Genomic DNA, 20,164 nt, shown 5'->3' on the forward strand with positions numbered 1-20,164 from the left:
TTGGTTTTCCACCGGATTTTTCCTGATATTCTCCTACTCTTCTTCCCGCTCTCTAAGTTCACTATATGAACCTTCCGCTACTCTGCTGGGGCCGCAGGCTATTTCTGGGGCTTACATTGGCTTTCCTGCTGTTGCTGGGTCTGGTGCCGCGCGCGCAAGGCTCTCACATCCGGGCCGGCGACATTCAGGCGAAGTCCGATACCACAGCTGCCCGCAACCCGCGCCGCATCTTCTTCAAGATGATTCTGTATACTGCTCGTAGTTCACCGGTGAAGCAGGAAAGCGCGACTTTTTTCTTTGGCGATGGCACCAATATTCAAAACGTGCCCCGTACGGGGTTTGCGCAAGTTTCTGCTGATACGGACATCAACGTTTTCTACTTTGAACACACGTATAATGCGCTCGGTCAGTATAATGTAAGCTTTGTGGGCGAACTGCGCAAGGCTAATATCTTGAATATGTCGCCCCCCACGGATAGATACGAGTTTTACATCGCCACTCGCATTACCATTGACCCCGCCCTGGGTATCAACCGCGCCCCAGTTCTAACGGCGCCAGCCATTGACAAAGCAGCTACCAACCAAGTATATCTGCACAATCCAGCGGCCTATGATGCAGATGGAGACTCTCTTACGTATGAGTTAGCGCCTAGTCAGCGTACCGGGTCTTTGGCAGATGATATTATTAAACTTTACAATAACATCGTTAGGCCTACTGATATACCTGGTTTTCAGTATCCTAATACGCGAGACGCACCCGGAGTTCAGGTGCCTTACGTGAATGCTACTGTTGGAGCTAAATCCATATTTCAAATAAATAGAAACACTGGCTTGCTGGTATGGAATGCCCCTAGCTCTAGTAGCGTAGGAGAATATAATACGCAGGTCATAGTAAAGGAATGGCGTCGTGTAGCAGGGGCAAGGCCGCGTTTGATTGGGCAGGTAATTCGGGATATGCAAATTATCGTAGAACCCAGTACCAACCTGCGCCCCGAAATAACGATTCCACGCGACATCTGCGTGGTAGCGGGTACGACAGTGAACGGCGCTGTGACGGCCACCGACCCCGACCGCAATCCGGTAGACCTGTTTGCTTACGGTGGAATTTTCCCGCCGGCTACCTTCGGGCAAACGTCCCTTGGGCCACCCACAGCCAGGGGCACCTTCCAGTGGAATACGGAATGCAACGATGTGCGTCGTGACCCCTACCTGGTAACGTTTAAGGCACAGGACCGACCTGTTGGCGGCAATTCGCCCCTGATTGACGAGAAGGTGTGGAGCATTCGGGTAGTGGGGCCGCCGCCGCAGAATTTGCGGGCGCAGCTCATCAGCGGTAGCGGAGCGCGTGCTACTCTTACCTGGGACCGATATATCTGCCAGCAGGCCAGCCAAATTCTGATTTTCCGCAAAGAAGGACCGTCGAATTTCAACCCCGATTCTTGTACCACAGGTATACCAGCGGGTCTGGGCTTTGTACAGGTAGGTGCGGTAGGGGCTAACCTTAGCTCGTTTGTGGATGACAATAACGGCCAGGGTTTGCAACGAGGCAAAACCTATTGTTACCGCATTTACGCTGTGTTCCCGCTGCCCAAAGGCGGCGAGAGCATTGCCTCGGCCGAAGCCTGCGTAACCATCTCCGGCCGCTCGGCGCTGATGCGCAACGTAACGGTAGACCGCACTGACGCCAATGGGCAGATAACGGTACGGTGGTCGAAGCCGACCAGCAGCGCGGGCTTCACGGAGCCGGCCGGTTACCGGTTATTCCGGGCCACAGGGCAGAGTGCCAACCCTACCCAGCAGGTATATACGACCACTAATCTGAATGATACGGTGTTTGTAGATACTGGCCTGAACACCGTTGGAACGGGCTACAACTACCGCTTGGAGTTCTTCACGGCGGCATCTACTACCCCCGAGTCGGTAGGGCCGGCCAGCAGTGTGCTGCTCACCGGTAGACCCGACCAGGGTGCAGCCGGCAACGTGTTGAACTGGACATATAATGTACCCTGGAACAACGCACTGCAACCAACCGTCATTTTCCGGCGCGAGCAGAACAGCACTACCTTCACGCAACTGGCTACCGTGACTGGCACTGCCACGGGCGGCACTTACACCGACCGGAGCGTGACATCGGGAGATACGTACTGCTACTATGTGCGGACCATTGGCTCATACAGCGGCGAGAATCTACCCAAAGACCTCGTCAACTTGAGCCAAGAACTGTGCATTCGGGCGGCACCTTGTACGCCGGTGCTCACGCTCCGCTCCTTGAACTGTGACAGCCTGAGTTCGGTAGGCTCAGCCTCGAACGTCGCTTTCCCGCCGGCGGACTTCACCTACACCAACCGCCTCACTTGGACGCTGGATAGCAACAACCCAGCGGGTTGCAACCCTAATGGCATTGTGTACTACCGTATCTTCTACCAAGCCACGGCCGATGCTCCTTTCGCGCTGATCGACTCGGTGACGACCATGAGCTACGTGCACCGCAACCTACCCTCCTCCGCCGGGTGCTACCAGGTGCAGGCCGTGGATAACATTGGGCAGCGCAGCAACCTCAGCAACCAGGCCTGTGCCGAGGACTGCTTATTCTTCCTGTTGCCCAACATCTTCACGCCCAACGGCGACGGTGTGAATGACACCTTCGTGCCGAAGATTTCCAGCCCCGTGCGGCGCATTACGTTCCGGGCGTTCAACCGCTGGGGCGTGAAGGTGTACGAAGGCAACCAAGACCCCCGCATCAACTGGAGCGGCGGTGGTAATGTGGGCGAAGGTAGCAGCACGCCACGCCTGGCCGATGGTATGTATTTCTACCAGGCTGAGGTAGAGTTTCTGGATTTCAACAATACCAAGCGAACGTATAAGGGTTGGGTGCAGATAAATCGTTAACTTGTAACCATCAGGTTATTAGTTGCATTTATCAGCCATCCTATTATGAACGTAAGCCTACCTACTTGGCACAAAGGGTTACCACTCGCAGTGGTAACCCTTTTTATTTTGTGGCTACTACCGCTGGCTACCCATGCCTCGCACATCCGGGCCGGCGACATTCAGGCTAAGTCCGATACTACGGCTGCCCGCAACCCGCGCCGTGTCTTTTTTAAGATGGTGCTGTATACCAAACTACCGAGTCGTGATGTGGCAGACCAGCCAAACGCTACTATCTTCTTCGGCGATGGTACGAGCACCGGAATAGACAAAGTGCAGCGTGTAGGCAACGGAACTGTTATCCCTTCTGCGCCTAATACCAAAGTCAATGTGTATTACTTCGAACACATTTACAATGCACCAGGGCAATACCTGGTCAGCTTTGTCGGGGAGTATCGTAATAAAGAGGTGCGCAATCTGAGTAATCCAGCTAGCCAAGCGTTTTACTTAGGAACTAGCATTACCATTGATCCGGCATTGGGTATCAACCGCTCGCCAGTCCTGACAGCCCCGGCTATTGATCAGGCTACGGCAAATCAAGTGTTTTTGCACAGTCCTGGAGCGTATGATGCGGACGGAGATTCGTTAGCTTTTAAACTTCGGCCAAGTAAGCGGGCATCAACTCCAGCTACTATTATTACGCGGGGTGGAGTAGTAGATACGAGTACCGTACCTGGCTTTCAGTATCCTAATAAGTACGACACCAACGGCCAACGAGTAGCGTATTTGGGTACGCCAGCCGGTGGGCAAGCAGACTTCCAACAGGACGTCAATACGGGCTTAATTGTCTGGAATGCGCCGAGTAGCCAGAGTATCGGTGAGTACAATTTTGCTTTTGTGGTAGAGGAATGGCGACGCGTGGCGGGTGCCCGGCCCCGGCTTATCGGCACTGTTATCCGGGATATGCAGATTGTGGTAGGACCCAGTACCAACTTGCGGCCCGAGGTGACCATTCCAGAAGATATTTGCGTGGTAGCGGGCACAACGGTGAACGGCGCTATCACGGCCACCGACCCCGACCGCAACCCGGTGCAATTATTTGCCTACGGCACGTTTCCGCCCATCACGTTTCAACAAACGGCCACGGGGCCGCCCACGGCGCGTGGTACGTTTCGGTGGGTGACCAGCTGCGAGGATGTGCGCCGCGACCCCTACCTGTTCACCTTCAAAGCCCAGGACGTACCCACTGGCGGCAACCCGCCCCTAATTGACGAAAAGATATGGCGAGTGCGCGTAATTGGGCCGCCGCCCCAAACCTTGCAAGCACAGCGCCAGGGCAACAGCACGCGTGTGGTACTCACCTGGGACCGGTACCAGTGCACGCAGGCCAGCCAAATGCTGATTTTCCGGAAGGAAAATCCGTCGGATTTCATACCCAGCGACTGCCAGACCGGGATTCCGGCCACGGCAGGCTACACGCAAATCGGGGCCATTGATGCTGGGCTGAGTTCTTTTCTGGATGACAACAACGGTCAGGGCCTGGAGCGCGGCAAAACGTACTGCTACCGCATATACGCTGTATTTCCGTTGCCCAAAGGTGGCGAAAGCATTGCCTCGGCCGAAGCCTGCGTGACCCTCGATGGCACCAGCGCCCTGCTCACCAACGTAACGGTAGACCGCACCGCCGCCAATGGCCAAGTAACCGTGAAATGGACACCGCCTCTCAACCAAGCGGGCTTTACCGAGCCGGCAGGTTACCGCCTCTACCGGGCGCCGGGTCAGAATGTGGCGGCTACCTCTACTGCCTTCAAGCGGGTATTCACTACGAATTCTCTCATGGAAACAACTTTCGTAGATGCAGGCCGCAACACAATAGATAGTGCCTTCACCTACAAGCTGGAGTTTTTCAGCCGCGACAATACCAGCCCCAACGCCGCCGAAACCAGGGAGACGACGGCTCCGGCCTCCAGCGTGCGCCTTTCGGGTAGGGCCGACGAAGCCGCGTCCGGCAATGTGCTGACCTGGACCTACAACGTGCCCTGGGACAACACCCGGCAGCCCACCACCATCTACCGTCGGGCGCCAGGCAGCCCTACCTTCACGCTGCTGGCTACGGTGGCGGGCACTGCCACCAGTGGCACCTACACCGACCGCGGCTCGGCGGCCAACCCCCTTGTCGCGGGCGAAACCTACTGCTACTACGTACAAACCAACGGCGCATACACCTCGCCTAATCTGCCTAATCTGCTGAATTCCAGTCAGGAAATATGCGTTGCGCCGGTGCCGTGCCGGCCCATCCTGACCTTGCAGACAACAAATTGCGACAGCCTGGCCGCCAATCTGTACGCGTTACCTACTACGGTTATCGGACCCAATCAGCGCTACACCAACTACTTGCGCTGGCAGTTAGACGCCAACTCGCCGCCCAACTGCAACCTGGCCGTAACTGGGTACCAAGTGTATTACCGCAGCCCCGATGCCACGGAGTATCAGCTGTTGGCTACTACCGTAGAGCCCAACTATGTGCACATGGGGCTTACTACCGTATCGGGCTGCTACCAGGTGCGGGCGGTAGGTAGCAATGGCGAGCTGAGCGCCTTCAGCAACGAGGCCTGCAACGATGAGTGTCAGCTGTTTTTGCTGCCTAATATTTTTACTCCTAACAACGACGGTGTAAACGACACGTTCCGACCGAAAGTGACTAGCAGCCTACGCCGCACGCACTTCACGGCGTTCAACCGTTGGGGCGTGAAGGTGTATGAGGGCGACCAAGACCCCTTCATCAACTGGGACGGAGGCGGCAGTAGCGAGGAGCGCAGCAGCGGCCCTCAGCTTTCGGATGGCATGTACTTTTACCTAGCCGAGGTGGAATTCAACGATCTGAACCGTACCAAGCGCACCTATAAAGGCTGGGTGCAAATCAACCGCTAGCAGGCCTACCCTGCACGTAGCAAGAGGAGCGGGCCGGCTGGTCTGCTCCTTTTGTTTTTCTTTGCGGTATGATGAAGACGATTCCTGCCCTTCTGATAGGCTTTGGGTGCACGCTTGGCAGCTGCCAGCGCACCCAGGATACCCCCACCACCGATGCTATAGCTGCTGATTCGGCAGCGGCGCCCGCTACTGCAACCATGCCGAATACATCCGTTGGTACCGAAGCGGCCGCCCGTACTGCCGTCCACGACTACGTGCAGGAACTGCCCAACCGCACCGTGTATCAAGTTGATTCGTCGAGCGTGATGGAGTCCGACGCGCAGTTTCAGGTGCTGGTGCCCCGCACCGATTGGGCTGGCCGCATGCCCAACAAAGCTGCGTTCAACGTGGATAAGCAAACCGGCGTCGTGACGGTGCAGCCCGTGAAGTAGGCGCATCTTATCATTTCGAGCATTCTGCGCATCAAGCAGAGACGAGTAATCTGATAATCCTTCAGCACGAGCTGTCTACAAAATCCGCGGAATCCGAAAAATCCGAGCGAATCCGTGGTTCAGACTGACAACCAGAATCAAATCAACAACCTAATCCCACCTTTCTACCGAATGAAGGCAGTAATTTTCCCTGGCCAAGGCAGCCAATTCAGCGGCATGGGCCGCGACTTGTACGAGCAGCACGACGAGGCCAAGGCTCTTATGACCCAGGCCAACGACATCCTGGGCTTTTCGCTCACCGACATCATGTTCTCCGGCTCCGATGAGGACCTACGCCGCACCGATGTTACCCAGCCTGCCATTTTTCTGCACTCCGTGGTGCAAGCGGCCGTGCTACCCGGCCTCCAGCCCGACATGGTAGCGGGCCATTCATTGGGCGAGTTTTCGGCCTTGGTGGCTGCCAAAGTGCTGACATTTGCCGATGCTCTGCGGCTGGTAGCCCAGCGTGCCCAGGCCATGCAGGCCGCCTGCCAGGAGCAGCCCGGCACTATGGCCGCCATCCTCGGCCTCGACGATGACACCACCGTGCGCATCTGCCAGGAAATTACGGATGCCGGCAACGTGGTCGTAGCCGCCAACTTCAACTGCCCCGGCCAACTGGTGATTTCCGGCTCGCAACGCGGTATTGAGTTGGCGTGCGAGCAACTGAAAGCCGCCGGTGCCAAGCGTGCCCTACCCCTGCCGGTAGGCGGAGCCTTTCACTCCCCGCTGATGCAGTCGGCCGAAGCAGCACTGGCCGAGGCCATCGAGAAAACGACCTTCTCGCCTGGCATCTGCCCCATCTATCAAAATGTGGACGCCGCCCCCCACACCAACCCCGACGAAATTCGCCAGAACCTAGTACGCCAGCTCACTGCCCCCGTCCGTTGGACCCAGAGCGTACAGCGCATGGCTCAGGACGGTGCTGCTGAGTTCGTAGAATGCGGCCCTGGTAAGGTGCTGCAAGGCCTGGTGAAGAAAATTGCGGCGACTGTGGCGGTGGCTTCGGCGGTAGCGTAGGGAATGATAGCAGTATAGAAAAGCCCGTCAGCAACAACTGACGGGCTTTTCTATACCTGGTTAGGGAAGGATATGCAATCCTGATTTTCTGACTAGTTCTAGTAAAGGTTGTATTTTTTCGAAATCATTATACCAAATAATAGTGGTCCAATCGAATTCTTCACTGTAGACAGCAGAATATTCGGGCATGAGTAAATCATACCGATGGCCGCTACTCCAAGTCTGATTTCTGATATTGCATTTTTTGTGTAGGTGCTTTAAATTGTTCGGTTTATGGAAAACGATGCGGTAATTATTCTTGTGTCTCCATAAATAGATAGGTGTCAAGTTATAAAACTCATTTATTGCATTTTCTAACCTACCTCGCCAATCAGCTAATATGCTCGGATTAGTTTCATAAATCCTTTCGCATTCATCCGCGTTCAACCATTTTTCAAATATGCTGATACATACTCTATGATATAATGCTCTATCTTTATACAGTTGATTCTTAATTTTTGGAAGATTTTTTTTAATTAAGGATAACTCATTTTCTGTGAGTTTTTTTATCATAATAAGAAGGAATATAAGACGTTGAAAACGAATTGTAATTAATATATATTTACAGAAGTTATTTACTGATCTGCTCTACCTCTAACATATCCTCACACTCCACCAGCAATTCCGCTACCGTCCTACTCAACCCAGGATGAACTACCTCCGGCGCAATTTTCGCTAGCGGGACCAGCGCGAAGCGACGCTCCGGCAAGCGTGGGTGGGGCACTTGTAGGGTAGGGGTGTCGATGATTTCCTGCCCGTAGAGTAGAATGTCCACGTCCAGCGTGCGGGCGCCCCAGCGGATTTCGCGGGTGCGCCCGGCCTGCTGTTCCACCTGCTGGCAGGCGGTGAGCAGGGCATCGGGTGGAAGCGAGGTGGCCACTGCTATGGCTTGGTTCAAGAAAGCGGGTTGGTCGGCGAGGCCCCAGGCGGTCGTTTCGTAAAGGCCAGATTGCGCTACGATGGGGCCGGCCAACTGGTGCAGCTCCGCTACGGCTGTGCGCAGAATTTCCTGTCGATTGCCGAGGTTGCTGCCGAGTAGAAGGTAGGCGAGGGTAGGCATAGGTAGGGGCGCGTTGCACGCGCCTGTGGCGTTAGGAAGGTTATTTCTTGCATGCAATACCGTTCAACGACAGGCGCTTGCAAGGCACCCCTACCGCAGAAAAGCAATGGTTTCGTCGGCTACGCGCTGGGCGTCGGCGGGTAGGCCGCTCTCCTCCCACGGGTGCCGGCCGCCGAATACGTGGTTGGCGCCGGGTACTACCACCAGCTTGGCGCGGGGCTGCCACGCTTGTATGTCGTGGGCCATTTGCACGGTTAGGGTTTCGTCTTGGTCGCCGTGGAGCAGGAGTAGGGGCTGGCGTAGGGTGCACACCAGGGTAGGGATATCGAGGCGAGCCTTGTTGCGCTGGTAATCCTCAGCTAGCTGGTAGTAAAGCGGCATGCGCTGGCCGGTGCGGGCATTGTCAATGTATTGCACGCCGTCGGCCTGCCAGCGCTGCATAAGGTCGGGGCTCCAGCGTTGGTCGATGTCGTTGATGGCAGCCCAGCCGACAACAAACGTCACGCGGGCGTCTTCGGCGGCTTTCAGCAACACTAGCCCGCCACCGCGGCTGTGGCCGATGAGGGCTAGGCGCGTTAGGTCCAGTTCGGCGGGGGGTAGGGGCGTGGCGCCGGGCGTGTGCAGCGCGTCGAGTAGGGCGCCCAAGTCGTCTAGTTCCAGGCTGAAGTTGTTGTGTCCGAAGGCCTCCATATCCTCCAAATCGCCGCTGCCGCCTACCACCACGCCATTGTGCGAAAGGTTCAGCTTGATGAATACAAAGCCTTGTCGGGCAAAGTAATCAGCCAATACGTTGAAGTGGCCCCAGTCTTTGAAGCCCTTGAATCCGTGTACAAATACTACCACCGGCTTGGCTTGCCCATCGGGCAGGTAGCGGGCATCGGCCGCAAACGGGCGCGTGTGGTTGGGGTTACGGAGTAGAAAATCGGTGGAAATGGGAGTAGAAGAAGCCATAAAAGCGAAGGTACACTACAACCAATCAACGAGGCAGTAGCTCACCATTTTTTGAAAATGACATAGACGGCCGCTATCAGCAGCGCAAAGCCTACCACATGGTTCCAGCCTAGCTTATCAGTTTTAAAGACGAAGACCGCGCACAACGTAAAGACAGTGAGCGTTATGACTTCTTGTATCACTTTGAGCTGAAACAGACTGAACGGCCCGCCATTCTCTACAAAGCCCAGGCGGTTGGCTGGCACCTGAAAAATATACTCAAACAAGGCTAATCCCCAGCTCACCAAAATTACGCCTGCCAGTCCCAATTTGGCGAACCAGGGCATTTTCTTGAACAAATGCAGGTGGCCGTACCAAGCAAATGTCATAAACAGGTTGGAGATTGTGAGCAGCACAAGAGAGGCAATACCGCGCATAAAACCAAGGAGAAGGAGGAGAGTGAACCAACAAAGGGGGGCTTGTGGCTGCACTGCGCTGCCTCGGCGGTACTCATACGAATGTAATGGTAGAGAAAGGCACAATATCTCATCGTTTTTCACCGTATCATTGCAGCGCCCAATTTGCCCGCATGAAAGTAACCCTGGACGAAATACAAGCCCCTATTGCGGGCGAGATGGTAGAGTTTGAACACAAGTTCCGCCAGTCCATGAAGTCCAATGTCCTGCTACTGGACAAGATCATGGGCTACATCGTGAAGCGCAAGGGCAAGCAGATTCGGCCGATGTTTGTGTTCTTCTCGGCCAAAATCTGTGGCGGCGACCCACTGCCCGAGGCTACCTTCCGCGGAGCGGCCCTCATCGAGTTGTTGCACACCGCTACCTTAGTGCATGATGATGTAGTGGATGAATCGAACTACCGGCGCGGGTTCTTCTCCATCAACGCACTCTGGAAGAATAAGATAGCCGTATTAGTAGGCGACTACCTTCTCAGCAAGGGCCTGCTGCTCAGCCTCGAAAACGACGACTACGCTCTGCTTAAAATTGTGAGCAATGCCGTGCGCGAACTGAGCGAGGGCGAACTGCTGCAAATCGAGAAGGCGCGCCGCCTCGACATCACCGAGGACGTGTACTTCGACATCATTCGCCAAAAAACGGCCTCTCTGATTGCTTCTTGCTGCGCCGTAGGCGCATCTTCGGCCGGCGCCGATGCCGCTACTATTGAGCAAGCCCGCTTGTTCGGCGAGAAGGTAGGCATCGCCTTTCAAATCAAAGACGACTTGTTCGACTACGGCACGGCCGAAATCGGCAAGCCGGTGGGCATCGATATCAAAGAGAAAAAGATGACGCTGCCACTCATCTACGCCCTGCAACAAGCCGACTGGCTCACCAAACGCCGGGTTATCTACAACGTCAAAAACAACGACGGCCGTAAAGACCGCATCCAGGCCGTTATCGACTTCGTGAAGAAATCCGGTGGCCTCGACTACGCCATCCAAACCATGCAGCGCTACCGCGACGAGGCGCTACAACTGCTCTACACGTTTCCGGCCTCGCCGGCCCGCACATCGTTGGAACAGCTGATTAACTACACCATCGAGCGGGAAAAATAACTGTCTAAACCACGGATTCACTCGGATTCCGCGGATTTTGTAAACGATTACAAACAGAAAGCGCTTGCCAAGTGGCAAGCGCTTTCTGTTTTACATAAGGTCTAGATTTTTTACAAAATCCGTGGAATCCGACCAATCCGAGCGAATCCGTGGTTTAGACAGATTAACGCAGATCTTGCTCAGGCTCGGCCACCTGGTAGCTTACAGCGTCTGGGGCTACCTCGCTTACGTTGAACAATACGCCGTCAAACGTGCTGTCTACCATTAGCTCGTGGCGCATGCCGCAGTTGTGGCACTGGATTTCTTCGATTTCGTAGCCCTCGGCGGCTGTTTCGGGTTGGCCGGGGGTAGGGGCATCGGGAGCGGGCACGCCAATGAGGTCCGTGAATACTTCGGCGTGGCACTTGTTGCACTCAAATTTGAGGCCTACGGCGCGACCTTGCAGGTCGGAAAGGGAGGCACGCTCGTCGGCTTTTTGTTGAATCCACATAGGGAGGTTGGTTTGGTTTTGGAGTAAAAGGGCGGTATAGCTCTAGTGTACGCGCAGAAGGCCCTGTTAAGTTGCCCGAAACCGTATGATGACCGCCAAAGTAGCCAACGCAGCATTGGGAACAGACCAGAAGCATGTTATCTTGTCTGGTGATGACTTCAGCCTCCCTACCCCTCAGCCTACGGACGACGCCCCTACCCTTGGTGCCCCTCCTCGAAACGGCCGATCTGTACCTGCGTGCGCCCCAACCTACCAATTTGCCGGAAGCCGCCGCCATGCACGCCGACCCGGATTTTTATCGTTTTCTGGCCAACAAGCCCAACTCGGAAGAAGAGGTGTGGCGCCGTATGCTGGCGCAACTAGGGCACTGGGCTATGCTGGGCTACGGCTCCTGGGCTATCGAGGAAAAAACTAGTGGCCGCTACATAGGCACAGTTGGTTTCTTTGATTTCCAGCGCGACCTCACGCCCTCGCTTAAAGGTACGCCAGAGGCTGGTTGGGTACTGGCTCCGCACGTGCACGGCCGTGGCTACGGCTCGCAGGCGCTACATGCCGCACTGGCCTGGGCCGATGCGCAGTTACCAATAGAGCGTATCACCTGTATCATCGACCCCGATAATGCAGCCTCCTTGAATTTGGCGCGGAAGTTTGGCTTCCGGGAGTTTGCCCGCACTACCTATCACAACGATACGATTGTCGTATTAGAACGGCTGCGAGAAGATAAACGCCTTCCTATCGGGTAACAGGCAAAAGCAAAGCGCCCTGTCGCCCCACAGGAGAATCCCGCAGAGCGACAGGGCGCGCTATTTTCAGCTTAGACGGTGCTATAACCTACTTTTCGGCTAGAAGCTGATCAATGGTCTTGTTGAATTCGGCAATTTCCTGATCGTAGTATTTGCCGGTGCCGGGGCCAGAGAATCCGGTATGAATCTTCCGTACTTCACCCTTCTTATCCAGGAAAATGGTGGTAGGGAAGGCCAATACTTTTTCGATTTGGGGTAGGGATTTGGCAGCAGCATCTTTGTCGGCCACACCGGCCACAGCCACATCGTAGCCCACGTTGAAGCGCTGCTTCATTTTCAGCAGCTTCGCGGCGGCTTTCTGCTGGTCGGGCGTGCGCTCGTAGCCCAAGCCAATGATTTCGACGCCGCGCTGCTTGTTTTTCTCGTACCAGGGGGCCAAGAAGTTGGTTTCATCCATGCAGTTGGGGCACCACGAGCCCAACAGTTGCACCACCACTACCTTGCCCTGGTACTTGGGGTCGGAAGGTGAAATGCTGCCGCCTTCTAGCACGCTCGGAAACTTAAACGTCAGTTTTTTCTGCCCTGGCTTCATGCCCGCCAGCGAGTCGGCGTTGGGTAGTTTGGCGTTGGGGTCGAGGTTGGCCACCCAGGTTTCATGGCCGGTTTTGCCGGAGTAGAAGTCGCCCTGTAGGGTGCCATCTGCTTGCTTGGCCGCCGTGAACAGGAAGCCGTGGCTGCCATCGAAAGTAGAGAGGCGCAGCGTGTCGCCATTGGCCTGGCCCGCCAGGTAGCGGTAGTCGCCGGTAGTAGTCAGAAACGTGCCCGTTACATCATGGCCTTTTTGCTTGAATACGCCCACCGCAGGGTAGGAGTCCTCGGGCTTGTCGCCCCGGAACGTCACGCGCCAGGTACCATTAAAATCAGCCGGATTTGCCTGTTGTTTGCTGAAAAATAGCTGCTGGCCACCTAGCTGCGCTGTGAAAGGTATGCGGTAGGGCTCCTTGGCATCATACTTCACCCAAGCGCCCGTTAGCTGTCCGTCGCCGGCAGAGCGCACGACCAACGCCGCATCAAAAGCACCCAGTCGGATGGTAGTAGAGTCGCCAGCGGTTGTGATTTCATCCAGTTTCAGGCGCTCTTCACCGTTGCGCAAATACACCACGGGCTGATTGGCCGTGTCGCGCTCTACCACAAACAAAAACGGAATCTGTTGCCCTTGGGCCGTAAGCTCCCCCCGCCACGGTCCTACCCGCAGGGGGGTAGAGGGTTCTTCGGCGGCAGAATCAGCGGTTGTACGGTCGCCAGAATTGGATGTGCAAGCGGCTATGGTGAGGGCAGTACCGGCGCCCAAAAGGAGCTTCTGAAAAACAGACATATTCTAAACAAGGTAAGGAATGAGTCAAAGCTAAACCACTACGCTAGTTAGTTGGTTTATAGACTAAGTTCCGGCGAAGATAAAGTTTGGGTAGCGCAACGCCCGGCAACTATATTTGCGTACCTATTAGGAAGTTTACCCTAGTTCACCTTTTCTCTTTTTTGCATTATGGCGTTTGACTTAGAAATGATTCAGGCCGTGTACGCCGGTATGGGCCAGCGCATCGAAGCCGCCCGTGCCGCCGTTGGCCGCCCGCTCACTTTGACCGAAAAAATCCTGTACGCTCACCTCTACGGCGGCGATGTAAAGCAGGCTTACGAGCGGGGCGTTTCCTACGTCGATTTCGCTCCCGACCGTGTGGCCATGCAGGACGCAACCGCCCAAATGGCGCTGCTCCAGTTCATGCAAGCCGGCAAAGCCAAGGCTGCTGTGCCCAGCACTGTACACTGCGACCACCTAATACAAGCCAAAGAAGGCGCTTCGGAAGACCTTGCTACGGCTAACAACGAAAACAAGGAAGTATACGATTTTCTGGCTTCGGTTTCCAATAAATACGGCATCGGCTTCTGGAAGCCTGGTGCTGGTATCATCCACCAAGTAGTACTGGAAAATTACGCCTTCCCCGGCGGTATGATGATCGGTACGGACTCGCACACGCCCAACGCGGGTGGCCTCGGCATGATTGCCATTGGGGTAGGCGGTGCCGACGCTGTAGACGTGATGGCCGGCATGGCCTGGGAGTTGAAATTCCCGAAAGTAATCGGCGTGAAACTGACCGGCAAGCTGTCGGGCTGGGCTTCTGCCAAAGACGTGATTTTGAAAGTGGCCGGTATCCTGACCGTGAAGGGCGGCACTGGCGCTATCGTAGAATACTTCGGCGAGGGTGCCGACAACCTGAGCTGCACCGGCAAAGGCACCATCTGCAACATGGGTGCTGAAATCGGGGCTACTACCTCGGTATTCGGCTACGATGATAAGATGGCCGACTACCTGCGCTCTACCGACCGCGCCGACGTGGCCGAGTTGGCCAACGGCATCCGCCAACACCTGCGCGCCGACGATGAGGTGTACCAGGACTCGGAGAAGTATTTCGATCAACTGATTGAAATCAACCTGTCGGAGCTAGAGCCTTACGTGAATGGCCCGTTCACGCCGGACGCTGCCTGGCCAATTTCGCAGTTCGCTGCGGCCGTGAAAGAGTTTGGCTGGCCCGAGAAGTTGGAAGTAGGCCTGATTGGCTCCTGCACCAACTCCTCGTACGAAGACATCACCCGTGCGGCTTCCATAGCCCAGCAGGCTGTTGAAAAAGGTCTGTCGGTAAACGCCGAATTCACCGTAACGCCCGGCTCGGAGCAGGTGCGCTACACGGTAGCCCGCGACGGCCTCCTCGACACGTTTGCCCAGATGGGCGGTGTGGTGCTGGCTAACGCTTGCGGTCCGTGCATCGGGCAGTGGGCCCGCCACACCGACGACCCCAAGCGCAAGAACTCCATCATCACCTCGTTCAACCGCAACTTCGCCAAGCGCAACGACGGCAACCCGAACACGCACGCGTTTGTGGCCTCGCCCGAAATCGTGACGGCCTTCGCCATTGCCGGTGATTTGACGTTCAACCCCCTCACCGACACCCTACCTACCAAAGACGGCCAGCAGGTGAAGCTGGACGAGCCGATGGGTATTGAGCTGCCGGCTCAAGGCTTTGCTGTAGAGGACGCTGGTTTCCAGGCTCCTGCTGCTGACGGCTCGGGTGTGCAGGTTGTTGTTGATCCTACCTCGGAGCGTCTGGAGTTGCTGGAGCCCTTCAAGGCTTGGGAAGGCACCGACCTGAAAGGGTTGCGCCTGCTCATCAAAGCCAAAGGCAAGTGCACCACCGACCACATTTCGATGGCTGGCCCGTGGTTGAAGTACCGTGGTCACCTAGACAACATCTCCAACAACATGCTTATCGGCGCTACCAACGCCTTCAACGACGAAACCAACTCGGTACGCGACTTCGTGGTACAAGGCGACGGTTACAACACCGTACCGCAGGCCGCTCGTAGCTACAAGAGCATGGGCATCGGCACGGTGGTAGTAGGCGACGAGAACTACGGCGAAGGCAGCTCGCGTGAGCACGCCGCTATGGAGCCCCGCCACTTGGGCGTGCGCGCCGTGATTGTGAAGTCGTTTGCCCGTATCCACGAGACCAACCTGAAGAAGCAGGGGATGCTGGCTCTCACGTTTGCTGATAAGAACGATTATGGTTTGGTTGAAGAAGCCGACACCATCGACATCCTCGGTCTGACGGACTTCCAGCCCGGCAAACCGTTGCAGGCTCGTCTGCACCACGCTGATGGCGACACCGACCTTATCACCCTCAATCATACCTACAATGAGGGACAGATTGCGTGGTTCAAAGCCGGTTCAGCCCTCAACCTGATCCGCTTGCAGGAGTCGGGCCAGGTGCCAACCGACACGGCTGGCAACTTGGTGTAACCAGATTGGTGTAGTTTGTTCTACATTGCAAAAGCCGCTTCTCTCATGTAGGGAAGCGGCTTTTTTATGTTATGGAGGGTAGGAAGCACTGGTTACTTTTTGGCTGGAATCGTATGAAGGGAAAAGCTCAACACTCTTTATGGCAGCAACGCTTCAGAAAATAGGAAAAGGAATTGCCTATACCGGCGCAGGTATTTTGGGAGCGGTAGCGCTCTACTTGGGCACGTCGTTTATCCTGTCGCGCATTCCAGTGGGTACGCGCACACCACCAACTGAGGGCACTATTGAGGCCTATATCTTATCCAATGGCGTGCATACCGATATTGTGCTGCCTGTGCGTACTTCGCAAATCGATTGGAGCGAGTTTATCCCCTATACCGATACGCCTGCTTCAGATACTACCATGCGCTACGTAGGCTTTGGATGGGGTGATAAGGGCTTCTATCTCGATACGCCTACCTGGGCCGATCTAAAGGCCAGTACGGCTTTTGAAGCTATGTTCTGGCTTAGCTCCTCGGCTATGCACACCACGTTCTACCACGAGCCCAGCGAAGGCCCCGATTGCGTCCGCATCTACCTCAAACCCGCTGACTACGCTCGTTTGATCGAGTTCATTAAAACCAGCTTCCGTTACGATACGCAGGGTAGGGTGCAGCACATTGCTGGTCATAGCTACGGCCGCTACGATGCGTTTTATGAGGCCAAGCGTGTGTATAATCTATTCTACACCTGCAACACCTGGGCCAACGACGGCTTGAAAGTCGCGAATCAAAAAGCCGCCCTGTGGACGCCCTTTGATTCGGGGATTTTTTATCAGTACCAGTGATTTCATATTTTTAATATATTTGTTGATAATACTTTTTTAAAAAAATATGTTGAATTCATTTGCTTATATGCGGAATAAATATAAAAACAGAATAATAGTTATTATACTTATAATAATAGGGGCGTTTATTAGAGTATACGAATTTCCTGCGATACCACCTGGGTTAAATCAAGACGAAGCAGCAAGTGCTTATGAATCTTATTCGCTCGCGAAAACTGGTGAAGATAGATGGGGAAATAAAACTCCAGCTTACTTTCCATCATGGGGAAGTGGTCAAAATGTATTATTAGCCTATCTGTCAATTCCTTTTATTAATCAATTAGGGCTTACAATATTCTCCGCTCGAATTGTTATGCTTTTGATTGGGTTACTCACTCTTCCATTAATTTATTACTGCATTAGACCATTAGGCTCTTCAATAGCTTTAATAGGATTACTGTTTATAGTAAGCGTTCCTTGGCATTTTATGTTGTCGAGATGGGGATTAGAAAGTAATATTTCGCCTTTTTTTATGCTTTTAGGTTGCACAACATTATCCCGCGCTTTGCTTGCCAAAAAATCTTATTGGATACTTTTTTGCCTAATTCCATTTGCTTTATCTTTATATGCGTATGGCACCGTGTTGATTGTGTTGCCGATGTTTTTTATAATTATAATTCACTTTAATTATCGAATAATCAAAGTGAATTATAAAAAATGGATAGGAGCTTTATTTATATTTGTTATTTTATCTTTTCCTTTTATAACATTTATATTAGAAAACTACATCTTTCACCGTGATATTTTATTACTAGATCAATTATTTTTTGGCACACCTCTATTTCCATCTAATAGATTAAATCAAGTTAGTAGAGGAAGCTGGAAAGCAATTTTATACGAAAATAGTCACTTTATTTTATCCGGATTTGATGACCATAGTCCATTTAGTAAAATGGATGGATTTAATATTTTATTTTCATTTGCTTTGGTGCTGTCTTTTATAGGGTCTGTATTTTTTTTATATCAATATTTTTATAAAGAAAAAATAAAATACGTAGTGATGTATGAGCAGTATTTCGTGCTGTTGTCTATATTCTTTGCTTGGTTAGTAAGTTCATTGTTTCTATCTCTAATATTTTTCCTAAACGTGAATAGATTTAATAACTTTTATATTCCTTGCTTAGTTATGTCTGCATGGGGTATATTTTGCGTACTGGCGTATGTAAAGAATAGAATTTGGAGATCAATACTATACGTAGTTGTGTTGTCTGTAGTAATAATTGAAAATGGACTTGCTATAAATTATTATTTCAACTCATATTCCTCTTATGAAATAAAGGATAGTTTTAATGATGGGTTAAGAGAGGCGTATATAGCTACTGATTCATTGCCAGTAACGCAAGTGTGTATAACTAATGAGTTATCTCAGTCATACATATATACTTTATTTTATTTACAATATTCGCCTAAAAAATTTAGGGAAGAAGTTGATTTTGAAATTGAAAACGGAATTTACAAAGTAAATAAATTTGGGAAGTATATTTTTGATTATTCATTTATAGATAAAAGTAAACCTTATGGATATTTATTCTATAAAAAACATATGCAGGACAAAGAAAATATTCATAAAAAAGTAGTTTTCTCTAACGAGTATTGGGAAGTAGGAATAATAGAGTAGGTTAATAAGCAAGATGTTTTTTACAACGTTGCCACCTGCTCGGGCTGCGTTTCGCGGGGCTTTTCGATGAGGTAGTAATAGAGCAAGATGCAGAGGCCCAGCAGAAACGGCACCAGCGCCAAATGCTTGCCCGTGAAGCCGTAACCTAGCTGTACCGCGTCAAAACCAACAAATTCGCTGATCATCCAGTAAGAGTTAGCCGTAATCCAGAACACGATGGCCAAGTTGTGCGCTAGCTCGGCTTTGATACCACGGGTGCGCCAGGTGATGAGCAGCGCAATGCTTAGGGTAGGAAATATCATGCTGATACCGAGCGGCTTCCAGATCATGCACCAGCCAATATCCTTGAGTAGCCAGAAAAGAATATGCAGGTTTTCCATACGCCGATAAGACGCCGGAATGGTGTATACAAAATGTTCGGAGGGCGGGGGCATATGGCAGAACGTTAGGCCGAACAAAGGTAGGAACGACGCAGTAGCCGGAAAAAGTAACACATCCGTAGACAGCTTATTCTCCAACAAAATCGTAGTATAGCCGAGAACTGTCTGCACTTTTTCCAAACCTACCATGATTACATACGAACAGATTTTCGAGAACAACCGCCAGTGGGTAGCCAACAACGAGGCATCTGGCCCAGAATTTTTGAAGCGCCTAGCCTCTGACCAGCGCCCCGATTACCTCTACATTGGGTGCAGCGATTCGCGCGTGACAGCCGAAGAACTGATGGGTGTGGCTCCTGGCGAAGCGTTCGTGCATCGCAATATTGCCAACATGGTGATTAACATCGATTTGAACGCCATGTCGGTGATTGAATATGCTGTGTTACACCTGGGGGTAAAGCATATTGTGGTATGCGGACACTATGGTTGCGGCGGTGTGAAAGCGGCTATGCAACCCAAAGATTTGGGTATCATGAATCCTTGGCTGCGTAACATCCGCGATGTATATCGCTTGCACCACACCGAGCTAGATGCCATCGAGGACACCGATGCACGCTACGACCGTTTGGTAGAGCTAAATGTGCAGGAACAATGTGTGAATGTCATTAAAACTGCTGTGGTGCAGCAGGCTTACCTCAAACAAGGCTACCCCATTGTACACGGCTGGGTATTCGACTTGAGAACGGGCTTACTAAAAGATCTGAACCTGGACTTCGAGCACATCCTACACGACATTCAGGACATCTATAACCTGAGTGAAGAAACGCTTTACAACAGCAAAAGCAGCCCTGCAGCTGAGATTGGTAAAGAAGCGAGTGTAGAAGACAACCGGTAGAACGGGCGCTAAATAAAAACGGCTGCTTCCGTGTAGTATAACGGAGGCAGCCGGTAAGGCGTGGAAAAACGGCTGGCTAATTCAGCCAGATGCTGGCAACAGGCGCAAAGCGCTCGGTTGCAAACGCACCGTAGGGTGCCTCAGCGTAGAAACCCAGAATGTGCACCTGTGGCTGACCAGTGCGAGCATGTGTCAATACACGCACAGGGTATATCTGGCCCTCTTCGGGCCATTCGCCTATATAGTCAGCCGGGCGGCGTGAGTCGTCTACACAGCGAGCAAAATGCTGCACGGGCGTTGGGACGGGAAGTTTGACTTTCGACATATCCAAAGATACGAATATTGATTCGAAACTAAGCAAATTAGTACTAAGATATTCTAAATTTAATACGGTTTTAATATTTAAATAGTTATAATTAATAGATTTATTTAGTAC

Annotated in this window: 17 protein-coding genes; 10 read left to right on the top strand and 7 right to left on the bottom strand. The window is 52.8% G+C overall.

The features are described from left to right. Positions 1-65 precede the first annotated feature (65 nt). From F1C16_RS02755 to fabD, 4 genes are all read left to right on the top strand, one after another. Positions 66-2,888 carry a gliding motility-associated C-terminal domain-containing protein gene (locus tag F1C16_RS02755; RefSeq protein WP_185282848.1) on the top strand — a complete coding sequence of 941 codons (2,823 nt, stop codon included), beginning with the start codon at positions 66-68 and terminating at the stop codon, positions 2,886-2,888. 108 nt (positions 2,889-2,996) lie between these two features. Then, the gene (locus F1C16_RS02760; RefSeq protein WP_185282849.1) at positions 2,997-5,798 is read left to right on the top strand and encodes a gliding motility-associated C-terminal domain-containing protein; all 2,802 of its coding nucleotides are present in this window, start codon (positions 2,997-2,999) and stop codon (positions 5,796-5,798) included. A 68-nt stretch (positions 5,799-5,866) separates the two neighbouring features. After that, positions 5,867-6,229, top strand: a complete 363-nt coding sequence (locus F1C16_RS02765; protein WP_185282850.1) for a hypothetical protein — start codon at positions 5,867-5,869, stop codon at positions 6,227-6,229. 171 nt (positions 6,230-6,400) lie between these two features. Then, the gene (gene fabD, locus F1C16_RS02770) at positions 6,401-7,288 is read left to right on the top strand and encodes an ACP S-malonyltransferase (protein ID WP_185282851.1); all 888 of its coding nucleotides are present in this window, start codon (positions 6,401-6,403) and stop codon (positions 7,286-7,288) included. A 610-nt stretch (positions 7,289-7,898) separates the two neighbouring features. On the opposite strand, the gene folK is transcribed toward fabD, so the two are convergent. The 3 genes from folK to F1C16_RS02785 form a co-directional block, all read right to left on the bottom strand. Then, positions 7,899-8,387, bottom strand: coding sequence for a 2-amino-4-hydroxy-6-hydroxymethyldihydropteridine diphosphokinase (gene folK / locus F1C16_RS02775; RefSeq protein ID WP_185282852.1), 489 nt, complete (start codon positions 8,385-8,387; stop codon positions 7,899-7,901). Positions 8,388-8,477: 90 nt separating this feature from the next. After that, positions 8,478-9,338 carry a S9 family peptidase gene (locus tag F1C16_RS02780; RefSeq protein ID WP_185282853.1) on the bottom strand — a complete coding sequence of 287 codons (861 nt, stop codon included), beginning with the start codon at positions 9,336-9,338 and terminating at the stop codon, positions 8,478-8,480. A 41-nt stretch (positions 9,339-9,379) separates the two neighbouring features. Beyond that, complete coding sequence (locus F1C16_RS02785; protein ID WP_185284203.1) at positions 9,380-9,754, bottom strand: DMT family protein; 375 nt, start codon at positions 9,752-9,754, stop codon at positions 9,380-9,382. Positions 9,755-9,906: 152 nt separating this feature from the next. Here F1C16_RS02785 and F1C16_RS02790 point away from each other — a divergent pair, with 152 nt between their 5' ends. Further along, a complete protein-coding gene (locus F1C16_RS02790; RefSeq protein WP_185282854.1) occupies positions 9,907-10,887 on the top strand; it encodes a polyprenyl synthetase family protein in 981 nt (326 codons plus the stop codon). A gap of 163 nt (positions 10,888-11,050) precedes the next feature. On the opposite strand, the gene F1C16_RS02795 is transcribed toward F1C16_RS02790, so the two are convergent. Continuing rightward, a complete protein-coding gene (locus F1C16_RS02795; RefSeq protein WP_185282855.1) occupies positions 11,051-11,377 on the bottom strand; it encodes a hypothetical protein in 327 nt (108 codons plus the stop codon). Positions 11,378-11,529: 152 nt separating this feature from the next. Here F1C16_RS02795 and F1C16_RS02800 point away from each other — a divergent pair, with 152 nt between their 5' ends. Then, positions 11,530-12,120 (top strand): GNAT family N-acetyltransferase, encoded by a 591-nt coding sequence (locus tag F1C16_RS02800; protein WP_185282856.1) that lies wholly within the window; start codon positions 11,530-11,532, stop codon positions 12,118-12,120. An 88-nt stretch (positions 12,121-12,208) separates the two neighbouring features. Here the strand turns inward: F1C16_RS02800 and F1C16_RS02805 are convergent, their stop codons facing one another. Further along, complete coding sequence (locus tag F1C16_RS02805; RefSeq protein ID WP_185282857.1) at positions 12,209-13,495, bottom strand: TlpA disulfide reductase family protein; 1,287 nt, start codon at positions 13,493-13,495, stop codon at positions 12,209-12,211. Positions 13,496-13,663: 168 nt separating this feature from the next. Here F1C16_RS02805 and F1C16_RS02810 point away from each other — a divergent pair, with 168 nt between their 5' ends. The 3 genes from F1C16_RS02810 to F1C16_RS02820 all read left to right on the top strand — a co-directional run bounded on the left by F1C16_RS02810 (position 13,664) and on the right by F1C16_RS02820 (position 18,453). Further along, positions 13,664-15,970 carry an aconitate hydratase gene (locus F1C16_RS02810; RefSeq protein WP_185282858.1) on the top strand — a complete coding sequence of 769 codons (2,307 nt, stop codon included), beginning with the start codon at positions 13,664-13,666 and terminating at the stop codon, positions 15,968-15,970. Between the two features lie 139 nt (positions 15,971-16,109). Further along, positions 16,110-16,796, top strand: a complete 687-nt coding sequence (locus F1C16_RS02815) for a TIGR02117 family protein (protein WP_185282859.1) — start codon at positions 16,110-16,112, stop codon at positions 16,794-16,796. Between the two features lie 46 nt (positions 16,797-16,842). After that, positions 16,843-18,453, top strand: coding sequence for a glycosyltransferase family 39 protein (locus F1C16_RS02820; RefSeq protein WP_185282860.1), 1,611 nt, complete (start codon positions 16,843-16,845; stop codon positions 18,451-18,453). A gap of 20 nt (positions 18,454-18,473) precedes the next feature. Here the strand turns inward: F1C16_RS02820 and F1C16_RS02825 are convergent, their stop codons facing one another. Then, entirely contained in the window at positions 18,474-18,887 is a 414-nt protein-coding gene (locus F1C16_RS02825; RefSeq protein WP_219733390.1) for a hypothetical protein, read from the bottom strand. Between the two features lie 133 nt (positions 18,888-19,020). Between F1C16_RS02825 and F1C16_RS02830 the strand changes: the two genes are divergently transcribed. Then, positions 19,021-19,728, top strand: coding sequence for a carbonic anhydrase (locus F1C16_RS02830; protein ID WP_185282861.1), 708 nt, complete (start codon positions 19,021-19,023; stop codon positions 19,726-19,728). Positions 19,729-19,804: 76 nt separating this feature from the next. Here F1C16_RS02830 and F1C16_RS02835 read toward each other — a convergent pair whose 3' ends face one another. Further along, on the bottom strand, positions 19,805-20,053 hold the full coding sequence (locus tag F1C16_RS02835) for a hypothetical protein (protein ID WP_185282862.1): 249 nt from the start codon (positions 20,051-20,053) through the stop codon (positions 19,805-19,807). Positions 20,054-20,164 lie beyond the last annotated feature (111 nt).

Origin of the sequence: Hymenobacter sp. NBH84, from assembly GCF_014217645.1 — a bacterium.
Lineage (GTDB): Bacteria > Bacteroidota > Bacteroidia > Cytophagales > Hymenobacteraceae > Hymenobacter > Hymenobacter profundi.